This is a genomic window from Streptomyces canus, assembly GCF_001514145.1.
Taxonomy (GTDB): domain Bacteria; phylum Actinomycetota; class Actinomycetes; order Streptomycetales; family Streptomycetaceae; genus Streptomyces; species Streptomyces canus.
On record NZ_KQ948657.1, the window covers coordinates 813,659 to 833,884 of the forward strand.

At 70.0% G+C, this 20,226-nt stretch carries 19 protein-coding genes and 2 pseudogenes; 12 read left to right on the top strand and 9 right to left on the bottom strand.

The genetic code is table 11. The features are described from left to right. The first annotated feature begins 34 nt into the window (after nt 1–34). From AQJ46_RS08570 to AQJ46_RS08580, 3 genes are all read left to right on the top strand, one after another. Complete coding sequence (locus AQJ46_RS08570; RefSeq protein WP_028808164.1) at nt 35–694, top strand: response regulator transcription factor; 660 nt, start codon at nt 35–37, stop codon at nt 692–694. Between the two features lie 274 nt (nt 695–968). Then, the gene (locus tag AQJ46_RS08575; protein ID WP_059204959.1) at nt 969–2,897 is read left to right on the top strand and encodes a 2-oxoacid:acceptor oxidoreductase subunit alpha; all 1,929 of its coding nucleotides are present in this window, start codon (nt 969–971) and stop codon (nt 2,895–2,897) included. Continuing rightward, nucleotides 2,890–3,969: a 2-oxoacid:ferredoxin oxidoreductase subunit beta gene (locus AQJ46_RS08580; protein WP_059204960.1), complete on the top strand. Its 1,080-nt coding sequence runs from the start codon at nt 2,890–2,892 to the stop codon at nt 3,967–3,969. The genes AQJ46_RS08575 and AQJ46_RS08580 overlap by 8 nt, the downstream gene beginning before the upstream one ends. A gap of 57 nt (nt 3,970–4,026) precedes the next feature. Here AQJ46_RS08580 and AQJ46_RS08585 read toward each other — a convergent pair whose 3' ends face one another. The 3 genes from AQJ46_RS08585 to AQJ46_RS08595 all read right to left on the bottom strand — a co-directional run bounded on the left by AQJ46_RS08585 (nt 4,027) and on the right by AQJ46_RS08595 (nt 5,640). Then, a complete protein-coding gene (locus AQJ46_RS08585; RefSeq protein WP_057608158.1) occupies nt 4,027–4,272 on the bottom strand; it encodes a hypothetical protein in 246 nt (81 codons plus the stop codon). Nucleotides 4,273–4,442: 170 nt separating this feature from the next. Further along, nucleotides 4,443–5,006 carry a DUF6082 family protein gene (locus tag AQJ46_RS08590; RefSeq protein WP_059204961.1) on the bottom strand — a complete coding sequence of 188 codons (564 nt, stop codon included), beginning with the start codon at nt 5,004–5,006 and terminating at the stop codon, nt 4,443–4,445. Between the two features lie 223 nt (nt 5,007–5,229). After that, nucleotides 5,230–5,640, bottom strand: a complete 411-nt coding sequence (locus AQJ46_RS08595; RefSeq protein WP_057607962.1) for a winged helix-turn-helix transcriptional regulator — start codon at nt 5,638–5,640, stop codon at nt 5,230–5,232. A 91-nt stretch (nt 5,641–5,731) separates the two neighbouring features. Here AQJ46_RS08595 and AQJ46_RS08600 point away from each other — a divergent pair, with 91 nt between their 5' ends. Further along, nucleotides 5,732–6,586, top strand: coding sequence for an SDR family oxidoreductase (locus tag AQJ46_RS08600; protein ID WP_059204962.1), 855 nt, complete (start codon nt 5,732–5,734; stop codon nt 6,584–6,586). 126 nt (nt 6,587–6,712) lie between these two features. Then, entirely contained in the window at nt 6,713–7,717 is a 1,005-nt protein-coding gene (gene rarD, locus AQJ46_RS51950; protein WP_079072180.1) for an EamA family transporter RarD, read from the top strand. A gap of 80 nt (nt 7,718–7,797) precedes the next feature. On the opposite strand, the pseudogene AQJ46_RS08605 reads toward rarD, so the two are convergent. Further along, nucleotides 7,798–9,033, bottom strand: a pseudogene (locus AQJ46_RS08605) (MFS transporter); the annotation flags it as partial. A gap of 8 nt (nt 9,034–9,041) precedes the next feature. On the opposite strand from AQJ46_RS08605, the gene AQJ46_RS08610 reads away from it, so the two are divergent. The 3 genes from AQJ46_RS08610 to AQJ46_RS08620 all read left to right on the top strand — a co-directional run bounded on the left by AQJ46_RS08610 (nt 9,042) and on the right by AQJ46_RS08620 (nt 11,081). Further along, nucleotides 9,042–9,473 (top strand): winged helix-turn-helix transcriptional regulator, encoded by a 432-nt coding sequence (locus AQJ46_RS08610; RefSeq protein ID WP_059204964.1) that lies wholly within the window; start codon nt 9,042–9,044, stop codon nt 9,471–9,473. Nucleotides 9,474–9,511: 38 nt separating this feature from the next. Next, on the top strand, nt 9,512–9,979 hold the full coding sequence (locus AQJ46_RS08615) for a VOC family protein (protein ID WP_059204965.1): 468 nt from the start codon (nt 9,512–9,514) through the stop codon (nt 9,977–9,979). A gap of 151 nt (nt 9,980–10,130) precedes the next feature. Beyond that, nucleotides 10,131–11,081, top strand: coding sequence for a M28 family metallopeptidase (locus AQJ46_RS08620; protein WP_057607967.1), 951 nt, complete (start codon nt 10,131–10,133; stop codon nt 11,079–11,081). Nucleotides 11,082–11,095: 14 nt separating this feature from the next. Here AQJ46_RS08620 and AQJ46_RS08625 read toward each other — a convergent pair whose 3' ends face one another. Then, nucleotides 11,096–12,511 (bottom strand): hypothetical protein, encoded by a 1,416-nt coding sequence (locus AQJ46_RS08625; RefSeq protein WP_059204966.1) that lies wholly within the window; start codon nt 12,509–12,511, stop codon nt 11,096–11,098. 128 nt (nt 12,512–12,639) lie between these two features. Here AQJ46_RS08625 and AQJ46_RS08630 point away from each other — a divergent pair, with 128 nt between their 5' ends. The 3 genes from AQJ46_RS08630 (at nt 12,640) to AQJ46_RS08640 (ending at nt 14,995) form a co-directional block, all read left to right on the top strand. Further along, nucleotides 12,640–13,131, top strand: coding sequence for a DUF6668 family protein (locus AQJ46_RS08630; protein WP_059204967.1), 492 nt, complete (start codon nt 12,640–12,642; stop codon nt 13,129–13,131). Next, complete coding sequence (locus AQJ46_RS08635; protein WP_225887273.1) at nt 13,128–14,312, top strand: amidase; 1,185 nt, start codon at nt 13,128–13,130, stop codon at nt 14,310–14,312. Before AQJ46_RS08630 ends, AQJ46_RS08635 begins: the two co-directional genes overlap by 4 nt. 92 nt (nt 14,313–14,404) lie before the next feature. Next, entirely contained in the window at nt 14,405–14,995 is a 591-nt protein-coding gene (locus AQJ46_RS08640; protein ID WP_059204968.1) for a flavodoxin family protein, read from the top strand. On the opposite strand, the gene AQJ46_RS08645 is transcribed toward AQJ46_RS08640, so the two are convergent. The 4 genes from AQJ46_RS08645 to AQJ46_RS08660 all read right to left on the bottom strand — a co-directional run bounded on the left by AQJ46_RS08645 (nt 14,985) and on the right by AQJ46_RS08660 (nt 19,356). Further along, a complete protein-coding gene (locus AQJ46_RS08645; RefSeq protein ID WP_059204969.1) occupies nt 14,985–15,869 on the bottom strand; it encodes an ABC transporter permease in 885 nt (294 codons plus the stop codon). The two genes, AQJ46_RS08640 and AQJ46_RS08645, sit on opposite strands and share 11 nt — an antisense overlap. Continuing rightward, a complete protein-coding gene (locus tag AQJ46_RS08650) occupies nt 15,856–16,842 on the bottom strand; it encodes an ABC transporter ATP-binding protein (RefSeq protein ID WP_059204970.1) in 987 nt (328 codons plus the stop codon). The genes AQJ46_RS08645 and AQJ46_RS08650 overlap by 14 nt, the downstream gene beginning before the upstream one ends. 28 nt (nt 16,843–16,870) lie before the next feature. Beyond that, nucleotides 16,871–18,106 carry a LolA family protein gene (locus tag AQJ46_RS08655; RefSeq protein ID WP_059204971.1) on the bottom strand — a complete coding sequence of 412 codons (1,236 nt, stop codon included), beginning with the start codon at nt 18,104–18,106 and terminating at the stop codon, nt 16,871–16,873. Between the two features lie 239 nt (nt 18,107–18,345). After that, the gene (locus tag AQJ46_RS08660) at nt 18,346–19,356 is read right to left on the bottom strand and encodes a polyprenyl synthetase family protein (RefSeq protein WP_059204972.1); all 1,011 of its coding nucleotides are present in this window, start codon (nt 19,354–19,356) and stop codon (nt 18,346–18,348) included. A gap of 237 nt (nt 19,357–19,593) precedes the next feature. On the opposite strand from AQJ46_RS08660, the pseudogene AQJ46_RS08665 reads away from it, so the two are divergent. Continuing rightward, nucleotides 19,594–20,190 (top strand): annotated as a pseudogene (locus AQJ46_RS08665) (oligopeptide:H+ symporter); the annotation flags it as partial. Between the last annotated feature and the right edge of the window lie 36 nt (nt 20,191–20,226).

The window sequence follows — 20,226 nt, forward strand, 5'->3', positions numbered from 1 at the left end:
GTGGGCTGGGGGGCCGAGAGTCGTGGAGGACAGGGTGCGGGTGGTCATCGCCGAGGATTCAGTGCTGCTGAGGGAGGGCCTGACCCGGTTGCTGACCGACCGCGGGCACGACGTCGTGGCCGGGGTGGGCGACGGGGAGGCACTGATCAAGACGATCGGTGAGCTGGACGCTCAGGGCGAGCTGCCCGACGTCGTCGTCGCCGATGTGCGGATGCCTCCGACGCACACGGACGAGGGCGTGCGAGCCGCCGTACAACTGCGCAAGGCACATCCCGGACTCGGGGTACTCGTACTGTCGCAGTACGTGGAGGAGCGGTACGCCACCGAGTTGCTGGCCGGGTCCAGTCGCGGAGTGGGGTACCTGCTCAAGGACCGGGTCGCGGAGGTGCGTGAGTTCGTGGACGCGGTGGTGCGGGTGGCCGAGGGAGGTACCGCCCTCGACCCCGAGGTGGTCGCTCAGCTGCTGGGACGCAGCCGTAAGCAGGACGTGCTCGCCCATCTCACGCCCCGGGAGCGGGAGGTCCTGGGACTCATGGCCGAGGGGCGCACCAACTCGGCGATCGCGCGGCAGCTCGTCGTGAGCGACGGGGCCGTGGAGAAGCATGTCAGCAACATCTTCCTGAAGCTCGGGCTGTCCCCGAGCGACGGGGACCACCGGCGGGTGCTGGCGGTGCTGACCTATCTGAACTCCTGACAATCTGACACCGTGTCAGATGCCGGGGTGGCGGCCGGCCAGCGGGACGGAGTGCCGCCCGGGAGCGAGAACCAAAGACCGATGAGGGAGCGTCTTCAAGGAAAGCGCCGGGGGGCGAGTAAATGGTGACAATTCAGGGCGCCGTAACGTCTCAAAAGCACGTCCGTCATGCGAATGGCCGAGGGAAGGCGACCCCTGCGGTCGTAGGGTTGATCCTGGGAAGGCCTGCGGGAAGGCCGCTCCCGAACAGCCGCCTCGAGGGAGGTCCAGTTCAGTGACCAGTCAGGTCAGCAGCCCAGCGGAGCAGGCCGACGAAGCCGTCGTAGGAGAGCAGCGCAAAGAGGCCGGCGTGAAGGACGTCCGCCGCCTCGACCGGGTGATCATTCGTTTCGCGGGGGACTCCGGTGACGGGATGCAGCTCACCGGGGACCGTTTCACCTCGGAGACCGCGTCCTTCGGCAACGACCTGTCCACGCTTCCCAACTTCCCCGCCGAGATCCGGGCCCCTGCCGGAACCCTGCCGGGTGTCTCCTCCTTCCAACTGCACTTCGCCGACCACGACATCCTCACGCCGGGCGACGCGCCCAACGTGCTGGTGGCCATGAACCCCGCCGCTCTCAAAGCCAACATCGCCGATCTGCCGCGCGGTGCGGAGATCATCGTCAACACGGACGAGTTCACCAAACGGGCGATGCAGAAAGTGGGGTACGCGGCCTCGCCGCTGGAAGATGGATCGCTCGACGGTTACAGCCTTCATCCGGTCCCCCTGACCACGCTGACCGTCGAGGCCCTCAAGGATTTCGACCTCAGTCGCAAAGAGGCCGAGCGCAGCAAGAACATGTTCGCGCTCGGCCTCTTGTCGTGGATGTACCACCGGCCCACCGAGGGCACGGAGAAGTTCCTGCGGACGAAGTTCGCGAGGAAGCCGGAGATCGCCGAGGCGAACCTGGCGGCCTTCCGGGCGGGCTGGAACTTCGGCGAGACCACCGAGGACTTCGCCGTCTCCTACGAGATCGCCCCGGCGACCAAGGCCTTCCCGGTCGGCACCTACCGCAACATCTCCGGGAACCTCGCACTGTCCTACGGACTGGTCGCCGCGTCTCGCCAGGCGGACCTGCCGTTGTTCCTGGGCTCGTACCCGATCACGCCGGCCTCGGACATCCTGCACGAGCTGAGCAAGCACAAGAACTTCGGGGTGCGGACCTTCCAGGCCGAGGACGAGATCGCGGGCATCGGCGCGGCGCTGGGCGCGGCCTTCGGCGGCTCACTGGCCGTGACGACGACCTCCGGGCCCGGCGTGGCCCTGAAGTCGGAGACCATCGGTCTCGCGGTCTCCCTGGAGCTGCCGCTTCTCGTCATCGACATCCAGAGAGGCGGCCCGTCGACCGGTCTGCCGACCAAGACCGAGCAGGCGGACCTGCTGCAGGCGATGTTCGGGCGCAACGGCGAGGCACCGGTGCCGATCGTCGCCCCCTGCACCCCGGCCGACTGCTTCGACGCGGCGCTGGAGGCGGCCCGGATCGCGCTGACCTACCGCACGCCGGTGATGCTGCTCTCGGACGGCTACCTGGCCAACGGCTCCGAGCCGTGGCGCATCCCCGAGCTGGACGAACTCCCGGACCTGAGCGTGCAGTTCGCGCAGGGCCCGAACCACACCCTGGCCGACGGCACCGAGGTCTTCTGGCCCTACAAGCGCGATCCGCAGACCCTCGCCCGCCCCTGGGCGGTGCCCGGCACACCGGGTCTCGAACACCGCATCGGCGGGATCGAGAAGGAGGACGGGTCGGGCAACATCTCCTACGCCCCGGCCAACCACGACTTCATGGTCCGTATCCGCCAGGCCAAGATCGACGGGATCGACGTACCGGATCTGGACGTGGACGATCCGCACGAGGCGCGCACGCTGGTGCTGGGCTGGGGATCGACGTACGGGCCCATCACGGCGGCCGTACGACGGCTGCGCACGGCCGGTGAGTCGATCGCGCAGGCGCACCTCCGCCACCTCAATCCCTTCCCGCGCAACCTGGGCGCGGTGCTGAAGGCGTACGACAAGGTCGTCATCCCGGAGATGAACCTCGGACAGCTCGCCACGCTCATCCGGGCGAAGTACCTGGTCGACGCGCACAGCTACAACCAGGTCAACGGCATGCCGTTCAAGGCCGAACAGCTCGCCACGGCTCTCAAGGAGGCCATCGATGGCTGAGACGTCCACGGAAGGCACGGGCACGATCGAAGCACTCACGCTCGTCCCCAAGGCCGAGGCCCGCCAGAGCATGAAGGACTTCAAGAGCGACCAGGAAGTCCGCTGGTGCCCCGGCTGCGGTGACTACGCGATCCTCGCCGCCGTCCAGGGCTTCATGCCGGAGCTCGGGCTGGCCAAGGAGAACATCGTCTTCGTCTCCGGCATCGGCTGCTCGTCGCGGTTCCCGTACTACATGAACACGTACGGCATGCACTCGATCCACGGCCGGGCGCCGGCGATCGCGACGGGGCTGGCGTCGTCGCGCCGCGACCTGTCGGTGTGGGTGGTCACGGGCGACGGAGACGCGCTGTCCATCGGCGGCAACCACCTCATCCACGCCCTGCGCCGGAACGTGAACCTGAAGATCCTGCTCTTCAACAACCGGATCTACGGCCTGACGAAGGGCCAGTACTCCCCCACCTCCGAGGTCGGCAAGATCACGAAGTCGACACCGATGGGCTCGCTGGACGCCCCCTTCAACCCGGTGTCCCTCGCCATCGGGGCCGAGGCGTCCTTCGTGGCGCGAACGGTGGACTCGGACCGCAAGCACCTGACACAGGTGCTGCGGGAGGCGGCCGCCCATCCGGGTACCGCGCTGATCGAGATCTACCAGAACTGCAACATCTTCAACGACGGCGCCTTCGAGGCCCTGAAGGACAAGCAGCAGGCCGAAGAGGCGGTGATCCGCCTGGAGCACGGGAGGCCGATCCGCTTCGGAACGGACCTGTCCAAGGGCGTGGTGCGGGATGCGGCGACGGGTGACCTGAAGGTGGTCACGGTGACGCCGTCGAACGAGGCGCAGATCCTGGTCCACGACGCGCACTCCGCGTCCCCGACGACAGCCTTCGCCCTGTCCCGCCTGGCCGACCCGGACACGCTCCACCACACACCGATCGGGGTCTTCCGGTCGGTGGACCGGCCGGTGTACGACACGCAGATGGCGGACCAGCTGGATGCGGCGATCGAGCAGAACGGCAAGGGGGATCTGGCGGCCCTGTTGGCCGGGGGGGACACCTGGACGGTCGTGGGGTGACGGAGACGTGAACGAAGGGCCCGGATGGAGCAGGACAGCATCCGGGCCCTTCACCATTCACACGTCGGGGATGTCCTTCTTGGCGCGAATGAGGGTCTCACGGCTGATGACGACGATGCGTTCGTAGTCGGCTCGGGCCGCGTCGGGTGGTAGCGAGGACTCCAGGGCGGCAGTGGCTTCGGTGCCCATCACGGCGAAGTTGCCGTCGCTGAGTTCAAACAGATCGGGGCATGTCTCACCGGTCGTACAACTTCTTTCCCGAGGGGAGACGCCGAGACGGCGAGTGACATGTGCGGCCGGGATTCCCTGATGCAAGAGCAGGCCCCTTCTCGTGGCGATCGCTGCGGGGCCGTCCGAGAACCCCGCGAACGACTTGCTCCCCATTCGGTTACGGCCGCATCCCAACTTTCCGCTTTTTCAGCGGAACGTACCAAACACCTGAACACAAAATGCCCCATCGCATGCGCCGAGCGCTAGCTGGACGGCTCCTCGGAGAGCCCGACAACCCACCACTCGTCGGGGTCCTCATCCAGCTCCTCCAGCACGGCGTCGACGGCCTTGGCGATGCGCCCCTCCAGAGAGTCGTCCGGGAGACTCAGCCGGTGCTCCACCGTGCGCCTCCAGTAGGTTGCGAACACTCCATTGCGGCAGAGGACGCGCAGGGCACCCACCAGTTCGCCCCAGTCATACATGCCCACCCGGTACGCGAGAACGTTGGTCGCGTACTCGCGATTGGCGAACAGCATCTGACGGCGCTCGCCGTCGGAAAGATCGTCCAGGGTACTCAGCACGGCGGCCAGCGCCGGATCATCGATCGCCCTGTCCAGTTGTCCAGTGATCATCTGGTGAAATTGGATGAGGTTGGCCCGATGCATCTCCTCCGCGAGCCGGCCCAGCTGATCCACGAGTGCCAGCAGGAGCTCCTGTCGGCGTCGACGCCCTGCACCCCAGGTGAAGAGGGCCCTCATCAGGCCGCGTCCCGCCTCGACAGCAGAACCGATCCTGCTGCAATCGACGGCCGGAGTCTGTGTGGCCATGTCAAGGCATCCCCCTGGATCCGGTGACCGTGCGCCGAGAGGTGGCGGGTCGGTGCACGGTGGGCGTAGCACTCCGCATCCAGCGTGCCCGTCGACTCAAGTCGACGCGGGAGGCGGAGAGGGGGCGCATGGGTGGACAGGGCTCGCATGTCGACCAACGCCCTGATTCATGTGTGCCCCCTGGCGCCGTGTACATGCCTTCAGGTGAGCCCGCCGAGGTACATCAGTCCTGCTCAGAGGCCTTCTTCCGCGTGTCGTACCTCTCCCGCGCCTCCTGCACCGCCGCCATCCTCCTCGCGGTCCACTCCGACAGCCCGCGCACCTGTTCCGCCGCCTCGCGCCCGAGGTCGGTCAGCGAGTAGTCGACCCTCGGTGGGATCACCGGCTTGGCGTCCCGGTGGACCAGGCCGTCCCGTTCCAGGGTCTGGAGGGTCTGGGTCAGCATCTTCTCGCTGACGCCGCGGCCGAAGCCGCCGATCGCCCGGCGGAGTTCACTGAAGCGGTGCGGGCGGTCCAGAAGCTGGATCAGGACCAGGACGCCCCACCGGCTCGTCACGTGTTCCAGGACGAGGCGGTGGGGGCACATCGCTTCGCCCGACACCTCCGGGGCGTTCATCTCAGCACTTACCGACATGCCAGTACCTTACTTCAAAGTGGGTACTTTCGCAGAGTTAGCGCTTCACCTATGGTTAGTGCCACCGCACCCCACAAGGAGATCGCACATCATGAGCATCGTCGTCACCGGAGCCACCGGACACCTCGGCCGCCACGTCGTCGAGCAGCTGCTCGAGAAGGTCCCGGCCGAGCAGATCACCGCCGTCGTCCGCACCCCGGAGAAGGCCGCCGACTTCGCCGCCAAGGGCGTGAACATAGCGGTCGCCGACTACAACAGCCCCGAGACCTTCGACAAGGTCTTCGCGGCCGGCGACAAGGTGCTGCTGATCTCCGGCAATGAGTTCGACAAGGGCCGCCCCGCCCAGCACCAGGTCGTCATCGACGCCGCCAAGGCCGCGAACGTGGCGCTCCTCGCGTACACCAGCGCCCCGGGCAGCCTCACCGCCGCGCTCGCGGACGACCACCGGGCCACCGAGAAGGCGCTCCTCGCCTCCGGCGTGACCTACTCGCTGCTGCGCAACGGCTGGTACAACGAGAACTACACCGAGAACCTCGCCCCCGCCCTGGAGCACGGTGCCGTGGTGCAGGCGGCCGGTGACGGGCGCCTCTCCTCCGCCTCGCGCGCCGACTACGCGGCCGCCGCCGTGGCCGTGCTGACCGGCGAGGGGCACGAGAACACGACGTACGAGCTGGGCGGCGACGAGCCCTGGGGCTTCGCCGAGTACGCGGCCGAGCTCAGCAGGCAGACCGGCAAGGAGATCGCCTACAACGCCGTCCCCGTCGAGACCTTCATCGAGATCCTGTCCGGTGCCGGGCTGCCCGCACCCTTCGCCGCGATTCTCGCCGGTGTCGACGCCTCGATCGAGAAGGGCGAGCTGGTCGTCACCTCCGGTGACCTGTCCCGGCTGACCGGCCGTCCGGCCACCCCGATCGCCGAGTCGATCGCGGTCGCGCTCAAGGGCTGACACTCCCCACGGGCCCCTGGGACCAGCACCCCCGGCTGTCATGACCGTATAGCGATACGGGCATGACAGCCGGGGGTGCTCGGCGTTACCTTCTTGCAGGCGAGGACGGTGCGAGGAGGAGAGTCCGTGAAGTCGAGGGGCGAGCGGCACATAGGTCTGCTGAACGGCTTCGCCGCGTACGGCATGTGGGGGCTCGTCCCCCTCTTCTGGCCACTGCTCAAGCCCGCCGGGGCCGCGGAGATCCTCGCCCACCGGATGGTGTGGTCGCTCGTCTTCGTCGCCGTCGCGCTGGTCTTCGTACGGCGCTGGGCCTGGGCCGGTGAGCTGCTGCGGCAGCCGCGCAGGCTCGCGCTGATCACCGTGGCCGCCGCCGTCATCACCGTGAACTGGGGCGTCTACATCTGGGCCGTCAACAGCGGTCACGTGGTCGAGGCCTCGCTCGGGTACTTCATCAATCCGCTGGTCACCATCGCGATGGGAGTGCTGCTGCTCAAGGAGCGGCTGCGGCCCGTGCAGTGGACGGCGGTCGGGGTGGGCGCCACCGCCGTGCTCGTCCTCACCATCGGATACGGCCGGCCCCCGTGGATCTCCCTCACCCTCGCCTTCTCCTTCGCCACCTACGGCCTGGTCAAGAAGAAGGTGAACCTCGGCGGCGTGGAGTCGCTGGCCGCCGAGACCGCGATCCAGTTCCTGCCCGCGCTCGGCTACCTGCTGTGGCTGAGCTCGCACGGCGACCTGAGCTTCGCCTCCGAGGGGCCGGGGCACGCGGCGCTGCTCGCCTCGACCGGCATCGTCACCGCGCTCCCCCTGGTCTGTTTCGGCGCGGCGGCGATCCGCGTGCCGCTGTCCACGCTGGGACTGCTTCAGTACCTGGCCCCGGTCTTCCAGTTCCTGCTCGGCATCTTCTACTTTGGCGAGGCCATGCCACCCGAGCGCTGGGCCGGGTTCGCGCTGGTCTGGCTGGCGCTGACGCTGCTCACCTGGGACGCCCTGCGCACCGCGCGGACGCTCAGGAGGGAGATCACGAGGCCCAGCACCACCATGACGACGGGCACCGTCAGCGCCGTTCGGAAGGCGGAGAGTCTGGCCTCGGGTGCGGAGCCGCCGGCCTCGCCCAGTGCCAGGCCGTAGACCGCCGTCACCGCGGAGATCCCGATCGCCGAGCCGAACTGCGTCGCCGTGTGCAGCAGCCCGCCCGCCAGGCCCTGCTCGGACTCGGCCACCCCGTCCGTCGCCGCGATGGTCAGCGGCCCGTAGGCGAGTGCGAAGGCGGTGCCCGCGATGATCAGCGTCGGGAACATCGCCAGGTAGGGCCAGTCCATGCCGACCGGCAGGAAGAGGCCGTAGGCGAGCACCGCCAGCAGGAAGCCGCCGACGATCACGCGTACGTTGCCGAAGCGGGCGACGAGTCTCGGGGTGAGGGTGGGCGCGAGCACCGCGTCGCAGCCCATGATCACCAGGGCGATCGCGGTCTGTACCGAGGACCAGCCGCGCAGTTCCTGAAGATAGAGCGTCACCACGAACTGGAAGCCGAAGAACGCCCCGACGAACAGCAGCGCCCCGAGGTCGGCCCGCACGACCGGTCCCGTGCGCAGGATCCCGAGCCGGACCAGGGGGTTCGCCGCCCGGCGCTCCACGCCGACGAAGGCGGCCCCGAGGAGCAGGGCCCCGAGAGCGGACGCCGTCGTCGACCGCCACGCGTCCAGGCCGTGTTCCAGGCGTACGACGGTGTAGGCGGCCAGCAGCATGGCGCCGGCGGCGGTCAGGGCGCCGAGCAGGTCGAAGCCGTGCCCGGTCGGCGGCGGGGCGGGCCGGCGCGGGATCAGCCGGAAGGCCGCGAGGAGCAGGGCGGCGGCCATCAGCACCGGAGCGAAGAACACCCAGCGCCAGCCGAGCGCGGTGAGCAGGCCGCCGATCACCAGGCCGAGGGAGAAACCGCCGGCGCCGGTGCCGGCGAAGACCAGCAGGGCCTTGTTGCGCCGCGGGCCCTCCTCGTACGACGTGGTGATCAGGGACAGCGCGGCCGGCGTCATGAAGGCGGAGGAGACGCCGGTGACGAAGCGGGCGACCACCAGCATCCAGCCCTCGGTCGCGAAGCCACCGAGGCCGGAGAAGGCGAGGAAGACCGTCAGCCAGATCAGGAACATCCGGCGGCGGCCGAGCAGGTCGGCCGCGCGCCCGCCGAGGAGGGTGAAGCCTGCGTAGCCGAGCACGTAGGCGCTCATCACCCAGGCCGCGGTGTCGGTCGCGAGGCCCAGATCGGACCGGATCGACGGGATCGCGACGGCCATCATCGCGATGTCGGCGCCCTCCAGGAAGATCGTTCCGCAGAGGACGAGCAACAGCGCCCAGGCGCGTGCGCCCATGACAACACTCCATCGGTAGAGGGGAGTTACTCGAGTGAGGGTCAGTTCCCTCTTGTAACCACCTCCAGCCTCCGGCAGCATCGACGGACATGGAAGAAGGCACTTCGAAGTCACCGAGTAACTGCGCGGGTACCGACCCCGGCGACGCCGACCCCTTCCAATGGGACACCCGCGAGGACTGCCAGGTAAGGCAGATCCTCGACCGGGTCGCCGACAAGTGGTCCCTTCTTGTCATCGCCCTGTTGGAGAACCGGCGGCTGCGCTTCACCGAGCTGCGCCGGGAGATCGACGGGGTCAGTCAGCGGATGCTGACGGTGACGCTGCGTTCGCTGGAGCGGGACGGGCTGGTGAAGCGGACGGTCCATCCGGTCGTACCGCCCCGGGTGGAGTACGAACTGACCCCGCTCGGCGGCACCCTGCACGCGACGATCCGGTCGCTGGTGACCTGGACCGAGGCGCATCAGGACGAGATCGCGGTGGCCCGAGAGGCCTACGACCGGCGAGCGGCGGAAGCCGTTTAGGACGCTCCGGGACCTGATCGGCGGCTATAAGTGGCTCCATGACGCAGACCACACCCGCACCCCTGCACTGGAAACTGGTCGTCGACGCCGGCGACCCGCACGCACAGGCCGACTTCTGGGCTGCCGCTCTGCACTACGTGACCGAGGACAACGACGCGCTCGTCCAGCGGCTGCTGGAGCTCGGTGCGCTGCCGCGCGAGGCCACCGTCGAGTACCACGCGCGCCTCGCCTTCCGGGACCTGATCGCCGTACGGCATCCCGACGATCCGTACGACAAGGACAGCGGCACGGGCCTCGGCCGGCGGCTGCTGTTCCAGCGGGTGCCGGAGGCGAAGACGGTCAAGAACCGGCTCCACCTCGACGTGCACGCCGCCGACGGACAGCGGGCGGCCGAGGTCGAGCGGCTGACGGGACTCGGGGCGAGCGTGCTGCGGGAGGTGAGGGAGCAGGGCGGCGAATGGGTGGTGATGGCGGATCCGGAGGGCAACGAGTTCTGCGTGCAATGAGCCCATGCGAGCGATGCGGTCCGTTATGCGAACGGGCGTGACCGGATTCCGCCCTTGACGGTGAGTCAACCTCAGCTTCACCATCCAGGCACCCATTCGCTGTGGAATCCCTGTGACTTCAGGGATTCCCACGGAATTCGGAGCCCCCCACATGAAGCTCTCGGTTCCCGGACGCGTCACGGCCACCGCCGTCGTCGCCACCGTCTCCCTCCTGGCCGGCGGATCCATAGCCGGCGCGGCCCCCGCGGGACAGCCCGCGGTGGCCGCGGCCCCGGACATCCCGGTGGCCAACGTGAAGGCGCATCTGACCCAGCTGCAGTCCATCGCCACCGCCAACGGCGGCAACCGCGCGCACGGCCGCGCCGGTTACAAGGCCTCGCTCGACTATGTGAAGGCCAAGCTGGACGCCGCCGGATTCACCACGACGGTCCAGCAGTTCACGTCGTCCGGCCGCACCGGCTACAACCTGATCGCCGACTGGCCGGGTGGAGACACCAACCAGGTGGTCATGTCCGGCTCGCACCTCGACAGCGTGACGGCGGGCGCGGGCATCAACGACAACGGGTCCGGTTCGGCGGCCGTACTGGAGACCGCGCTCGCCGTGTCCCGGGCCGGCTACCAGCCCACCAAGCATCTGAGATTCGCCTGGTGGGGCGCGGAGGAGCTGGGCATGGTCGGTTCCCGCTTCTACGTCAACGGCCTCTCCACCGCCAACCGTTCACGGATCAGCGGCTACCTCAACTTCGACATGATCGGCTCGCCGAACCCCGGGTACTTCGTGTACGACGACGACCCGGCCATCGAGAAGACCTTCAAGGCGTACTACGCCGGCCTCGGCGTCCCGACCGAGATCGAGACCGAGGGCGACGGCCGCTCCGACCACGCGCCCTTCAAGAACGCGGGCGTGCCGGTCGGCGGGCTGTTCAGCGGGGCGGACTACGTCAAGACGGCGGCGCAGGCGGCCAAATGGGGCGGGACGTCGGGGCTGGCCTTCGACCGCTGCTACCACTCGTCGTGCGACACCACGGCCAACATCAACGACACGGCCCTGGACCGCAACAGTGACGCGGTGGCGTACGCGGTGTGGGAGCTGTCGCAGTAACAGGCCTTCCCGCGTCACTGGTCCGCGTTCCGTGCGCGTTCCGCGAGGCGGAGCATGCGGGCGCGGGCCGACTCCAGCTTGTCGGGGTCCTCGGCCGCCGGGCCTTCTCCGGCGGCCAGGTCCGTCCACAGGGTGAGCAGGTCGCGGCCGAGTTCCAGGCCCCGCAGCGGATCCCGTACGGCCTTCCACGCGGTGGCCGCGCTCTGTACGTTGCCGTAGGCCGACTCGTCGTCTCCGGCGCGGTGGTGAATGTCGGCCAGATCGAGGGAGATCTCCGCGGCACGGACCGGCTCGCCGCCCAAGTAGGCGATGTAGGCGGCGAGTTCACGCACTCTCAGCACATCGGGATGCTCGGCGCCCAAGGTCTCGGACGCCTCACCGACCACCCGCTCGGCCAGTTCGGCGGCAACGTCCGTCCGCCCCTCCTGCACCGCCTCACTGATCCGCGCGACGGGTTCCGCGAGAACGGCGCTGTCCTCCACCGCCAGCCCCTCCCCCAGCAAGGCCTCGGCCACGGCGTCGAACCCCCGCACGGGCGTCGGCTTGGGACCGGGGTCGTCCAGGAGCGGGACGGGATCGATGAGCGGGGCGGCGGGACGAGGAGCGGCAGAGGCCGACGGGAGCGGCTGCGGCACATCGGCGAAACCGGCCGTGGGCAGGGGCCTGGGCTCGATCGCGGGCCCGGGCGCCGAGGTGCTCGGCGGCTGGGGGGCGGGGACGGCGTCCGACGGCGGCGCGGCCGGTGTCGGAGCGGGGGCGGGCTGGGGCAGGGGCCTGGGGGTGTAGGCGAAGTCGGTCGGTGACAGTGGTGCGGGGGGCGGGGTCGGGCTCGCGTCCATGACGGGGGGCGGGCCGAACTCGCCCATCGGGGGTGCGACCGTCCCGGGGGGCTGAGCCGGAGCCGGGTCGGCGCGCCGAGGGTGCGGCAGCTGTCGCAGGACCTGGGTCGGGGACGGTTCGGCGTCCGCCGGCTGCGGCTCGGGCACGTTCCGCAGCCGGAACGTGGGAGCCGGGTCCCGCGTGGGCTCGTCGAGTGACCGCGGGAGCTGCGGGGGCTCCTCGTCCGGAGCAGCGCCTGCGGACGGCCAGGGCGTCTCCGCGGCCTCCTCGCCCCCGGCGGACGGCGGGCCCTCCGGCGAAGCCATCCGTACCGGCTCCGCGGTGAAGCGGCTGGAGCCGTCCGTCGTGACCTCCAGCGGGACCACGTACCCGATGCGGGCGTCGTGGATCGTGGCGTGGACGGGGTGGCCACCGGTGAGGGCGAGATGGTGGAGGTGGGTCAGGACGGTCTGGTGCAGGTCCTCGCCGGGCGGGGCGGTGACCGGTGTTCCGGCCACCGTCGCGGACTCACCCGTCAGGGGGACGCGGACGTCGATCGGGGTCGTCCCCCGCTGCTGGTCCCGCTTCTTTTCGCGGCTGAGTCGAGACATCTCATCCCTCACGGTCGTGCACGTACTGTCGAGTCTCGCCGCTCGCCCCCGGTTCTCACGTCACCGTGATGTCACAGGCCTGTCCCAGCGGGTGGAGGCGAGTGGGATGACAGGGTCGGGGCGCGGGCATGCGGACCGACGTGCGGCGAGAGGTGGAGAGCGTGCAGCAGGGGCCGGAGATCTGGATCCGCGGGCCGGTGGCCCCGCCCGGGAGGCGGTTCGCGTGGGTCGGCACGCACGGCGGCGCCGGTGTCTCCACCCTGGCCGCCGTCTACGGCGGCCACGACAGCGGACGTGACTGGCCGGGCCCTGGTGCTCCGACCTCCGTCCTGCTCGTCGCCCGTACGCACGCCTCGGGTCTGCTCGCCGCCCGCCGCGGCCTGGAGCTCTTCCGGCGCGGGGAGCACCCGCCCGGGCTCGATCTGGACGCCGTCGTCCTCGTCGCGGACGCCCCTGGCCGGCTCCCCCGCCCGCTCGCCCGGCAGGTCAAGGAGATCGAGTCCACGGTGGACGTGTACCGCGTGCCCTGGGTCCCCGCGTGGCGCCTCGGCGACCTGAACGGAACCCCGCCTCGCGGAACCGAGGCGCTGGTCCGGCTCACCCGGGCCGCCGCCCCGTGACGGCCGGGGACTCCGACCTGGCTTCCCTGTCCGCCCGGGACATCGCTTCAGCGGTACGTGCGCGCTCGCTGCGGGCCGTCGACGTCGTCGCCTCCGCCCTGGAGCGGATCCGGCGGGTGGATGCGGAGCTGTGCGCGTTCGCCGAGGTGTGGGAGGAGGAGGGACTACGGCGGGCCCGTGAGGTAGACCTCCGCGTCGACGCGGGTGAGCGGCCGCCGCTCGCCGGGGTGCCGCTCGGGGTGAAGGGGCGGCACGGGCTGCGCAGTGCGGCACCGCTCCTCGCGGCCGGCTGTGTGCCCGTCGGCACGACCTCCGTGCCGGGTCCCGGAACTCCCTGGCAGACCTGGGGACTCGGCGCCCACGGCCGTACCGTCAATCCCTGGCGTGCCGACCGCACCCCGGGTGGCTCCTCGGCGGGCTCCGCGGCCGCGGTGGCCGCGGGCCTCGTCCCGATGGCGACGGGGAGCGACGGGGCGGGGTCGGTACGGATCCCTGCGGCGTGGTGCGGGGTGATCGGCCTGAAAACCACGAACTTCAGCCGCGGCGGCACCGACCTCACCGCCCCCGGCATCCTCGCCCGCCACGCCGCCGACGCGGCCGCCTACTGGCACGCGATCTCAGCGGACGGAGACAGCAACGGCGACGGGGCCCGCACCGCACCCCCCGCCGCTCTTCCCTTCACCGTCGTCTGGTCCCCCGATCTCGGTTTCGCCGACCCCGACCCCGACATCGTCCGGATCGCCCGCGCGGCGGCCGGGCGGCTGGCCGACGCCGGTGTCGTACGGCCGGCCCGGTCCCGCGCCCCCTTCCGCCTGCTCGACCCCGCCCCAGCCTGGCTCGCCCTGCGCACCCCCGGCTCCGACCTGCGGGAGGCCTACCGGATCCGGGCCGCCAACGACCGTCGTCTCCAGGACCTCTTCGACCACGCCGACCTGCTGCTGACACCCACGACCCCCCATCCGCCGCACGGTCACGAGGGCCCGGGTGAGCGCTACTCCACCGCCCTCACCTGGGCGTTCAACCTCAGCGGGCACCCGGCGCTCAGCCTCCCGGCCGGTCTCGGCCCCGACGGCTGCCCGGTGGGACTGCAGCTCGTGGCCCGGCACGGCGGCGAAGCGCTGCTGCTGGAGGTGGCGCGGGCGGCACAGGCGCAGGTCTGGGACCAACCCCTGGACAAGTAATTGCGCACGCATATAATGCATGTGCGAGTATTTGCCGTACGGCGATCACCGCCGATCACCGTCGATCACCGTGGATCACCTGGGGGATCTCCATGACACGCCGTTTCCTGTTCGTGCTCGGCAGCAGCCGCAGCGACGGCAACACCGAACTGCTGGCCCGCCGGGCCGCCGAACAACTGCCCCCTGATGTCGAGCAGCATTGGATCGACCTCACGGAGCATCCGTTGCCCGACTTCGAGGACCTCCGCCACGACACCGACCACGTGCGTCCGACGATCGGCAACACGGCGCTGCTGTTCGATGCGACGCTCGCGGCGACGGACATCGTGATCGCTTCCCCGCTGTACTGGTACTCGGTCTCCGCCCACGTCAAGCGCTATCTGGACCACTGGGCGGGCTGGCTGCGCACTCCGGGCGTCGAGTTCAAGGCGACCATGGCGGGACGCACGCTGTGGGGTGTCACCGCGCTGGCCCACGAGGAGTCCGAGGTCGCCGACCCGCTGGTCGGCACCCTCACCAACTCGGCCGCGTACATGGGCATGCGCTTCGGCGGGGTACTGCTCGGCAACGGCAGCAAGCCGGGTGACGTGCTGAGGGACACCGATGCCCTCAGCCGCGCCAAGACGTTCTTCGAGCAGGAGGCACCGCTCGCGCGCTTCCCCTATGAGCAGCTCACGCCGTGATGTCCTTCGCCATGAACCTCGCCCACGCCGCCGAGCCGAACACCGCCGCGTACAGGGCCTGCAGGCCGAGGTTCTTCACCAGGTCGTCCCAGTAGACCGGTTCGCGCATGAGGTCGGCGAAGGACAGCCAGTAGTGGGAGAAGAAGTACGGCTGCAGCGCGTGCAGCTGGGGGATCTGGTCAAGGATCTGGACCGTGATCAGCAGGCCGACCGTCGTGGCCATCGCCGCGATGCCGCTGTTGGTGAGCGTCGAGACGAACAGGCCCAGCGCCGCCACCCCGGTCAGTGAGGCGGCCACCACCAGGGCGATCAGCAGGGCTCTTCCCAGGCCCTCCGCGAACGTGATTCGGGTGCCGGAGATCGTCGTCAGGTCCCCGAGCGGGAAGAGGATGGCCCCCACGGCCAGCGCCGAGAGCGCGACCACGAGGGTGGCGACCAGGCAGAAGGCCATCACCGTCGTGTACTTCGTGAGGAGCAGACGGGTGCGGCCCGCCGGGGCGACCAGGAGATAGCGCAGGGTGCCGGCGTTGGCCTCGCCCGCGATCGCGTCCCCCGCGATGACGCCGATGGACATCGGAAGGAAGAAGGGGAGGGTCGCGGCGAGGGCGGTGAAGACCAGGAAGAGGCCGTTGTTCGTGATCTGCGAGATGAAGGCGGGTCCGCCACCACCGCCGGCCGAGTCGCCGTCACCGGTTTCGATCTTCACCGCGATGCCCACGAGGATCGGGACCGCCGCGAGTACGGCGAGGAGGGCGAGGGTTCGCCAGCGGCGGAAGGTGGTGAGCAGTTCGTTGCGGAAGAGGGTGGCCCGGAAGGTCGTACGGCGGCTGCGGGCCGGTTGTGGACCGAGAGCCCCTGCCTCAACCTGCGACATCGAAGCCCTCCCCCGTCAGCGCCACGAATGCGTCCTCCAGGGAGGCTCGTTCGACACCGAAGCCCCGTACCCGTACCCCCGCCGTCACCAACGCGGCGTTGATGGCGGCCGGTTCGCCTTCCGGAGGGTCGGACGTCACCCGGTTCTCGGCGATGACCACATCACCGACCCCCTGCTCCTTCAGCACCCGCGCCGCGTCCGCCGTGTCCGGTGTCGTGACCACCAGCCTGCCCCTCGCGCCCCCCGCCAGGTCGCTCACCGAACCCTGGGTGATCAGGCGGCCCTGGGCCATCACCGCTGCGTGGGTGCAGACCTGTTCGATCTCGTCGAGGAGGTGGGAGGAGAGGAAGACGGTGGTGCCGTCCGAGGCCAGCTCCCTCACCAGGGAACGGATCTCGCGCATGCCCTGCGGGTCCAGGCCGTTGGTCGGTTCGTCCAGGACCAGGAGTCTGCGGGGCTGGAGCAGGGCCGCCGCCAGGCCGAGGCGCTGCTTCATGCCCAGTGAGTACGCCTTCGCCTTCTTGCCGGCGGCGGCTGCCAGGCCCACCCGGTCCAGGGCCGCTGCCACGCGGGTGCCGCGGGTGCGGGGGTCGGCGGTGGGGTCCGCGGCGTCGTAGCGGATGAGGTTGTCGCGGCCGGAGAGGAAGCCGTAGAGGGCCGGGCCCTCGATGAGCGCGCCGACCTGCGGGAGCACGGTCCGGGAGGCGCGCGGCATGGGATGGCCCAGGACGCGCGCCGAGCCGGAGGTCGGTTCGATGAGGCCCATCAGCATGCGGATGGTGGTGGTCTTGCCGGAGCCGTTCGGGCCGAGGAAGCCGAAGACGCTGCCCGCCGGGACGGTCAGGTCGAGACCGTCCACGGCGAGCTGTCCGCCGCGGTAGCGCTTGGTGAGGGCGTGGGTGTGGATGACGCCGTCACCCGCGCCCCCGCCGGCCCCCTCCGGATCCGGCTCCGTGGCGGACGGCTGGTCCATCGGCTCCCTCGATTCGTCGTGCCGAGTCCTACTTCGCCGCTTCGGCCGCCTTCACCAGCGCGTCCTTGGTGACCGCGCCGACGTAGACCTTGCCGTCGTCGGTGATCAGGGCGTTGATCAGGCGGGTCTTGAAGACGGTGCCCTCGCCGAACTTGCCGGAGACCTTGTCGCCGAGCGAGTCCAGGAAGCCGCCGACGTCACCGCCGACCTCGGAGCCGGACGGGACGCCCTGGCCGCCGGTGTCGAAGGTGGCGATGGAGTCCCAGCCGTCCCCGATGACGTTCAGACCCTCGGGGCCGCCCTTGCCAAGCTCGTCGACCGAACCCTTGCCGAAGTCCCCGGGGTGCTCGGAACGCTCGGAGCGCTCGGGCGCCTTCGCGGCGTCCCCCTCCTCGACCTTCGCGCCCTTCGGCGGGGTGAAGTCGAAGGTCGAGGCGGCCGGCTTGGCGAAGCTGACCTGGGTGAAGCCCGCGTCCACGACGGCGGAGCCGCCGCTCGCCGGCGTCAGCGTGAACTTCAGCGGCAGCCCGGTCTTCGAGTCCACGGCCACGGTGATCTGGCCGACCGTCGACCCTTCGTCCTTGGGCTTGATGACGAGCCGGTAGGCGTCCCGCCCCGCGACCTGCGCGGTGCCGTCCACCGTCACCGACGTGGTCTTGTCGGCGGCCTTGAGAGCCTCCTCGGCGAGGTCCTTGGGCGTGGCGGGGAGCTCTTCCTTCTGCTTCCCGTCGCTCTCGGAGGCCGTGGTGTGGAAGACCGAGTTGGACTTGCTGTCGTAGCCCCAGACGTCCTTGCCGTTGTGGATGAGGCTGTACTCGGCCGCGTCCTCCAGCAGCGAGACCTTCTGCTTGTCCTCGCCGTCGGACGCGACGCGCAGCGTGTGCGTGCCGGAGGCGAGCTCGGTGAGCTTGGTGGAGGGGTCGGCGGACGAGCCGTCGCCCGAGCCGGAGGGCCCGGCGGCGGAGCCGAGCGAGCTCTCCAGGCCGCCGAGGTCCGGCAGTCCCAGATCCGTGGTGATCTTCACCGTGCCGGACAGCTGCTGTACGTCCGATGCGGCGATCTTCTCGATGAGTTCCTGTGCGCTGATCTTCGGCAGGTCGGGGTCGCCGGAGTCGGCGAGCGCCGGGACGAGCCCGATGGTCGCCGCGGCGATGCCCACCACCGTGGCCGGCACGACGTATCGCGCGGCCTTGCGGCGGCGCGCGGAGCGCAGCTCTTCGGCGTCCGCGGCGGTCACGTTGTCGTCGGATTCGTACGGTGCCATGTGTGCCTTACCTCCGTCGTCGGCGGCGGCTTTCCACTCCCGTGCGTCCACCCTGTAGCCGCCATTCTCACCCGAATCGGTGAGGAGTGGTGTTTTCTGTGATGTCCATCTGACCAAATCGGCCATGAGCATGCGTCAGCCCTCGGGGCCAACTCCGTGTACACCTGGGGTATGACACGACATGCGGACGCCCCCTACTACCCGTAGGGGGCGTCGCTCTGCCGGAAGGTCAGCGGGTCCTAGCCCGCGCGGTGCACCACCGCGTCGCACAGCTCCATCAGCGCCGCCTTCGCATCGCACTCCCGCAGCGGGGCCAGCGCCGCGCGCGCGTCCTCGGCGTAGCGCACGGTGTCCTTGCGGGCCTGCTCCAGCGCGGGGTGCGTCCGCAGGGCGGCCAGCGCCTCCGCGTGCCGGGCGTCGTCGGTGAGGTCGGAGTCGAGCAGCTCGCACAGGGCGATGTCGTCGGCCAGACCGAGGCGGGCGGCCCGCTCGCGCAGCCGCAGTACCGGCATCGTGGGGATGCCCTCGCGCAGGTCCGTGCCCGGCGTCTTGCCGGACTCGTGGGAGTCGGAGGCGATGTCCAGGACGTCGTCGGCGAGCTGGAAGGCGACGCCGAGACGCTCGCCGTACTGGGTCAGGACGTCCACGACCGTCTCGTCGGCACCGGACATCATCGCCCCGAAGCGGCACGAGACCGCGACCAGCGAGCCCGTCTTGCCGCCGAGCACGTCGAGGTAGTGCTCGACCGGGTCCCGGCCGTCCTGCGGCCCGGCCGTCTCCAGGATCTGGCCGGTGACCAGGCGCTCGAACGCCTCCGACTGCACCCGGACCGCCTCGGGCCCGAGGTCGGCCAGGATGTGCGAGGCGCGGGCGAACAGGAAGTCGCCGGTCAGTACGGCGACCGAGTTGCCCCAGCGGGTGTTGGCGCTGTCGACGCCGCGCCGGACCTCGGCCTCGTCCATGACGTCGTCGTGGTAGAGCGTCGCGAGGTGGGTCAGCTCCACCACCACGGCCGATGGCACCACGCCCGGCGTATAGGGGTCCCCGAACTGGGCAGCGAGCATCACGAGGAGCGGACGGAACCGCTTTCCACCCGCGCGCACCAGATGCTGGGCGGCCTCGGTGATGAAGGGAACCTCACTCTTGGTGGCTTCGAGCAATCCCTCCTCGACAGCCGCCATTCCGGCCTGGACATCGGCTTCCAGAGCCTGGTCCCGCACGCTCAGCCCGAACGGCCCGACGACGGTCACGAGGGGTCTCCTGTCTGCTGGTGTCCCACTGGCGGTTATACGGAATGTCGATAGGTCGCTGCCATCACTCAAGTCAGCGTATCCGGTCATCTTTGGATCACCGATAGCGCCCGCCCCGTCCATGCCAGGCGGTATCGGATCACGACCGGTATGTTTTTGATCACCTGAAAAGAACGGATATCTATCGACTTGTAGGGAAGTAGCCGCCCGTGTCCCGAACCGCAGTCGAGATCGAGCGGCATGCAGGCCATCCTCGTCCTGTACTTCGCCGACACGCTCGCGCACGGCGGTCTGGGCATGTCGGCCGGAACCGCCGCGTCCGTCTCGGCGGCCCACGGCACCCTCGTCCACCCGGTCTCCGTCGCGGGCGGCCGGCTCGCCGACCGCATCCTCGGCTCGTACCGCGCCGCGCTGTGCGGCGGCGTCCTGATCGCCTGCGGCCACTACGCCATGTCCGTCCCGACCGGCACCATGACCTGGGTGGGCCTCGGCCTCATCGGCGCCGGCACCGGACTCCTGAAGCCCAACGCGGCCACCATGGTCGGCAAGCTCTACGCCACGGACGACGACCGCCGGGACGCGGGTTTCGCGCCGTACTGCATGGCGATCAACATCGGCGCCTTCGCGGGCCTGCTGATCACCGGCCGGCTCGGCGACCACAAGGGCTGGCACTGGGGCTTCTCGGCGGCCGCGATCGGCCTGACCTTCGGCCTGATCCAGTACGTCCTGGGCCGCCGCCACCTGGCCGAACGCAGGGAGACCGCCGAGCTCGCCCTCGCGCCCGCGGCGATGAGGCGGGCGGTGCGGCTGATCGTCGCGGTGATGGCCGCCGCGCCCCGGCTGCGCCGCACCATGCACCCGGTGCACTGA